This window comes from Neobacillus citreus (genome assembly GCF_018343545.2).
GTDB lineage: Bacteria > Bacillota > Bacilli > Bacillales > Cytobacillaceae > Neobacillus > Neobacillus citreus.
The window spans coordinates 29977-35765 of the sequence record NZ_JAGYPE020000060.1 but is presented as its reverse complement, the minus strand read 5'-3'; the positions used below and the strand labels follow the sequence as shown (position 1 = coordinate 35765).

The 5789-nt window shown below is 42.5% G+C and carries 1 protein-coding gene; it reads right to left on the bottom strand.

Annotated features, from left to right (window positions below; genetic code table 11):
* Nucleotides 1–330: 330 nt before the first annotated feature.
* Nucleotides 331–5307, bottom strand: coding sequence for a lamin tail domain-containing protein (locus KHB02_RS23935; protein WP_213143792.1), 4977 nt, complete (start codon nt 5305–5307; stop codon nt 331–333).
* Nucleotides 5308–5789 lie beyond the last annotated feature (482 nt).

The following is a 5789-nucleotide window of genomic DNA, read 5'->3' as shown; positions in this document are numbered from 1 at the left end:
TCTTTTCTTGGGCTCACGGGCAAAATAGACCGCTTATTTTTACCGGTGCGAAACTTTTTTTGCACTCACGGGCAGAATAGACCGCTTATTTTTACCGGTGCGAAACTTTTTTTGCACTCACGGGCAAAATAGAAGACGTATTAAAGACATTTTTGCCTTCCCCTTTGCAGTTGGTCTTTAAGAAGGCACGGAAAGGAGTGTTTTTCAGTGGTCTCGAACCGTCCCCAGTCATCACATGATAGTTCGATGAATTTCAACAACAAAAAAATAGGGCTATGCCTTTCGCACAGCCCTCACACTTTAACACTTTAACCGAGTGGGTCTGACCCCCTAATTATTCTTCCTCTCATTTCCGGGTCTATCCACCGGTGCCCCTGTCTTAAATCTCCAAACATCCGACACGGCTGTACCACCGAATTTATCTTTCACCTTTGTATACCAGCTGCTGAAGCTATTACCAGGAAGTTTCTTCCACTCCACACTAGCCGCTGATCCACTCTGGATATTCTCATTTGTGCCGATTTGTTCATCTGTATAAACATTGACACCAATATAATCAGTGGCCACTTGTTTAGCAGTAGGTCTTACTTGGTAATCAATGTCAAATTCATCTTTGCCTGGTTCGTCAAAGAAGTTTTCGTCATCCTTGTATGGCGAATACGTATTGACATGGATTTTTTGATTATCAAGGTCAAATTGAAGGAAACGCATATATCCGCTGCCGCCTTCTAATCCAGACTGATAATCAGACAACATTTCAACTACTGTTCTGCCATCATCCGTATGTTTTACATTATAGGCAACCCCGTGATAGTGGCCGCAAAGCACCATAAATACATTCTTATTTTGAGCGACGATGTCAGTCCAAATCTTCTGGCCGTCCCCTCCATAGGCACCGCTTGGCGTAATGTAAGAATGCGTGGCAATAATGGCTTGACGATCAGGATATTTTTGCAGAACCTCATTCGCCCATTTAATGGTTTCCCCTTGAACATCCCAGCCTAAATACATAACGATGAAATCCTGGCCATTCTGGGAAACAAGATCATAATGGTCACGGTTGTTGTGGTTGTCACCGCCGTAGGTTGGCTGCTTCTCAAAACGATCTCTGCCGAAATACTTGTAGTACTCGGAGTAATCCGCTTCAGAGAAGTTGACGTCATGGTTTCCAGCCACTACACCGTAGTTCATACCCGCATCATCAAGCAATTTCATACTTTCATCGGCAACAGCCCATTCGTCCGGACGGTACCAATCGTCAACAATATCACCTGTATGAATCGAATAGATAATTTTCTTTTCATCCTTTTGATCAACCAGATATTTCATCATGGTTCGATAAATGTCTGGGTAGGCGTCTGCATAATATTGGGTATCACTCACCCATGCAAAGGTGAAATCTACATCTTCTGGTGATGGGAATAAATCTTGAATTAACACATGCACCGTATTATCGCGCACCATGTCCCCTACATTCACTTTCGCTCGTAATTCAAAGTCCTCATTGCCAATTCCGGATGTCGCCCTTTCCCATTTTAGAGTATTATAGTTCCACGTATACATCGTTACTTGGCGGCCTTCAAGGGAATGGCCATTCCATACGACCTCGACTTCATCATTTGGCGAGAGTTCTTTATCGATTGTAAAATCGAATCGGTGATAGGGAAATTCACCATTCGTATCGTTCACGAAATACTGGCCATCTTTCTCTTTTACCTTTGCAATGGCATCATTAGAGAAAGCTTCCTCTCCGGAAGGAACTAATTCTAATGGCGGCTCGCGGTCAGTCTTGTTGGAATAGGCTGAGATCTGTGAATCCCCGGCAAAGTCGTATTTATACGCTTTGTAAAAACCAACATCCAGTGCATCGCCGTCTGGGTCGGTCACTTTGACACTAAGATCCGCTTTGCCATTTACCTTCGAATCACCGGAAGGCTTTGCTTCACTTGGCTGATCCGGATTATGGTTAATCATCGTAAAAGATACTTTTTTCGTTGTTACATTTCCTGCTTTATCTGTTACACTCACTTCTAACGTATGTGTACCAGCTTCTAAAATTGGAGAGAACGGAAGCTCTACCGGTTTTCCATCCAATAGGGCAGTGATGGTCTCTACTCCGGAACCAGCATCTGTTGCCGTCACAATTAAGCTCACTTGCTCTTTATAAGATTTTCCGTCTTCAATAGAAAGAGTTTCAATAGTAGGTGCTGTGTTATCTACCACCACCGTTTTCGAAATCGATTCACCATTTGCACTGGTAAGCTGCAGCTGATGCTCTCCATCTGTTAACGTTGTCGTATCGATTTTTTTTGCAACAGCCGGGAATGCAGCTGCCGGAATATCAATCGTATAGTGGATCTGCGGCAATGTATCTTTAATGGTGATTCTTGCTTTCGGATCCTCAACTGGTGTTAATTTCCCGGTATCTGACTGAATTTGGGCAGTGATCGCTGGTTTGTCCCCATTCCAAAGCAGGATTTCTACGTTTTGCAGATGGTAATCATCGTTATTTCCTTCCAGCCCTTTAGGATCAATTTTATTCCCTGAGGTCAAGGTTATTTTGTTTACTCCAGGTTTGATCATTTCCTTTGGTAATGGCAGAACAGCAGATTTATAATTGGTCACACCCGGCATGATCGATGCAAGTTCATCGTTAACGAATAGCCCGTTATTAAAGGAGGCTTGCATATCTTGTGCTTCAAAGGAAATATAAGCATCTTCCGGCATAGACGGCTGCGTTTCAAGCACTTGACCATCGATCGACATACTTAACTGATGATCAGCTGTCTTGCTGCGCCCCTCCAAAGCCTCAGTTCCACGCAGGTATTCACCATCCTTAACGTTCAACACCAGTGGCTCGGTCTGACCAGCAAAGGTAAGTTGATAAGGCTTACCTCCATCATCCAGAGTAGATACAGCATTGAAGCCGTCCGTCGCCGTGAAATAGTATTCAATAGATTCTGCATTCAGAATTTGGTAACGCGGAATGAGTTCAGAAATATACTTTCCATCATCTGAACGGAGCATATTCACACGTGTATACTCCTCTGCCCCATTCCGTTTAAAATACAAGTTCACTTGCTTAATAGATTGGTTATCGGTTACTTTTGTTTCCAAAGTAAAATCCTTTATCTCCTGAGGAGCTGTTGAAGGCTGATGGGAGATGACTGGACTCACTTCGTCTGCCGCCACTTCCACCGGCACATCCGGTACTTGGGCATTTACCAGCACACCTGGTGTTGGCTGTTGACCAGAGCCTCTTAAGAACATCCGGTTACTTCCATCTTTTGGATACTCATAGACAACACTTTTTCCATCAATGGCATCATCCTGTGTGACACTGAACCATGCTTGTGAAATGATCCCCTTATCCGCATGTGAAACAGGATAAGCGGCATCGGCAGCAATCAGAATTCTGCCCTCTTCGGCATCCGGCAGGCCAAGACCATTCCAATAAACAGGCAGTACCTTACTCTCATCAAGTTTTGCACCATAGTGAGCTTTGAATTGGGCAATACTTTCCTTCTTACTCTCATAGGATTGAAGCCAGACAACAGCTGTTTCTTGAGCTGGTAAAGTAAAATCAGTTGGAATATCGATCCGCGTTGAAGCACCGCCTCGATTTTCAAAAAGAAGTTTATAATCTTCTAGATTGATTTCTTTGTTGGTATTGTTGTAAACCTCTACATACTCATACTTCTCCGTACCAACATTTGCGGGAACAATCTCGGTAATCAACAGACTGGATTCAACCTGCTTGTCCGACTTGAAAATCTGAATCTCGAACAATTTTCCTTCTGTATCCAATGTAGTTCCCACATTCAGACCATCTGTCACTTCAATATAGTATTGGAGCTTGGTTGTCCCTTCCAGCGCCTCTTTTGGAATGACGGCATGATATTGACCATCCGTACCGGAAGACATCGGAATTGATTGGAAGGTTTCATCTTCTTTTTTCTTATAAAATAAATTTGCTCCCTTTACATTTTGGTCATCTGTCACATAGGCAGTAATAGGTAGATCCTGCACCTTAGTAGATCCCGTTGGAATCATATGTTGAATGATTGGCTTTAAAAAGTCCTCTGGAAGCTGCACTTTCTTATCAGGCATTTGCTCAGGCAAAACCGTTCCTGGTGTTGGAGAGACTTTGCTAGCCATCTTCGTCATAAATGGATCACCAGTAGGTTCGGCTTTATAAATAGCACTTTTGCCATTTTGATCATCCGATTTATCAGTAGAACTTCCTTGCATATTATAAGTAACCTTCGAAACAATTTCTCCTGTTTTGGTCATTAAGGTAAAATGGTGTCCACCGGTATTAACAAATCCATAAAAAGGTTCTAAAATAGCAATCTGATTCTCGGAAATGACTCCACCATAGTTGGCGATGAAATCTTGAATAGTCGCACCTTGGTTTGTTTTTTGGTTCCAAAGGACAATCGTTTCACCCGGCTGCAGAATGCGTTCACCTGGAATCTCAAACTCATTAAGCGAAGGATTCGCCCAATTTCCGTATCTAAGCTTATATTGATTTAGAGGAATAGGGCGATTGGAGTTATTATAAATTTCAATGTATTCGTAGGACTCGCCCATCGTTGAACTATAATCCAAGGAGTTAAACAAGACCTCAGTGATTTGCAAATAAGGCCCCTCGCCACCCACTTCTTTACCAATTTGAATCGTATATAATTCACTTGGTTCAGCAGGATTCCGGGTAACAATCACCCCATCCGATGCTTCAATATAATACTGAAGGCTAGCAGCCCCCTCTATGGCAGATTGCGGAATATTGACCGCATAGTCTGTAAATCCATTCCCATCAACGGTTCCGGCCGTCATGGCCATCTTTTTAAAATCTGTATCCTTATTCGTCTTGTAAAAAACATTTGCTTCAGTGATGGCTTGATCGTCAGCAATTTTTGCAGAGATGCTGATATCTTCCGGTTGTTCCAAGTTCGTCACTGGCGTATGATTGATTTGTGGGGCAGAATTTGATTGTACCTCTTGTTCTGCTGGCTTTTGCTCAGTTGGTGCACCGCTTTCTCCTAGCACGGGTTCCGCTGGTGCTCCACTTTCACCTGGTACTTGTTCAGTCGCTGCCCCTGTTCCTCCTGGTACCTGTTCAGTTGACGTCTTACTTTCTCCTGGCGCTTGATCTGTCGGTGTCCCAGTTTCTCCCGGTACCTGGTTAGTTGTTTCGATCGCCAATGCTTGTGGTGAAAACAAACTAATAGACATCGCCATGACGGATAGCGATGAAAGCACACGATTTTGCTTCTTCCTCATCTTCTTCATCTTTTTCTTCAATGCCTCTCCCCTCAATCCCTTACGTTTTTAAAAACTACGAATCTTTAAAACGATAAAAGTCAGATTACGATAAAATTCCCTCCTTTTCTTCTAAAAAACCAATTTGGTGACAATTTTGACACCCCAATAAAACATATCAATCGAAGATTAAGGGAATTGTAGGAAAAGTGTAATGATTCTTTAATTAATTGTAACTTTGTTGTAAAACTAGTAAAATTTATCCAGGACTTTTCGTTTAGTTTTGTCGAATAACGTCTAAGCTTGTTTTATCCACAACTCCTAACAATTGGAAACCTCAATGATGAACAAACTGCTAATAGAATGCAAAATACCACCCAATCCCTCTGATGTTGCTAGAAGGCGGGTGGTAAATTTGCTTTATAGAATATATGACATCCTGGTTTCTCTATCAATAGTCTAAAACAATGTTCGCTCAATCAACCAATACAGACCGATTATGGCAATACCTCCTGACACACAAA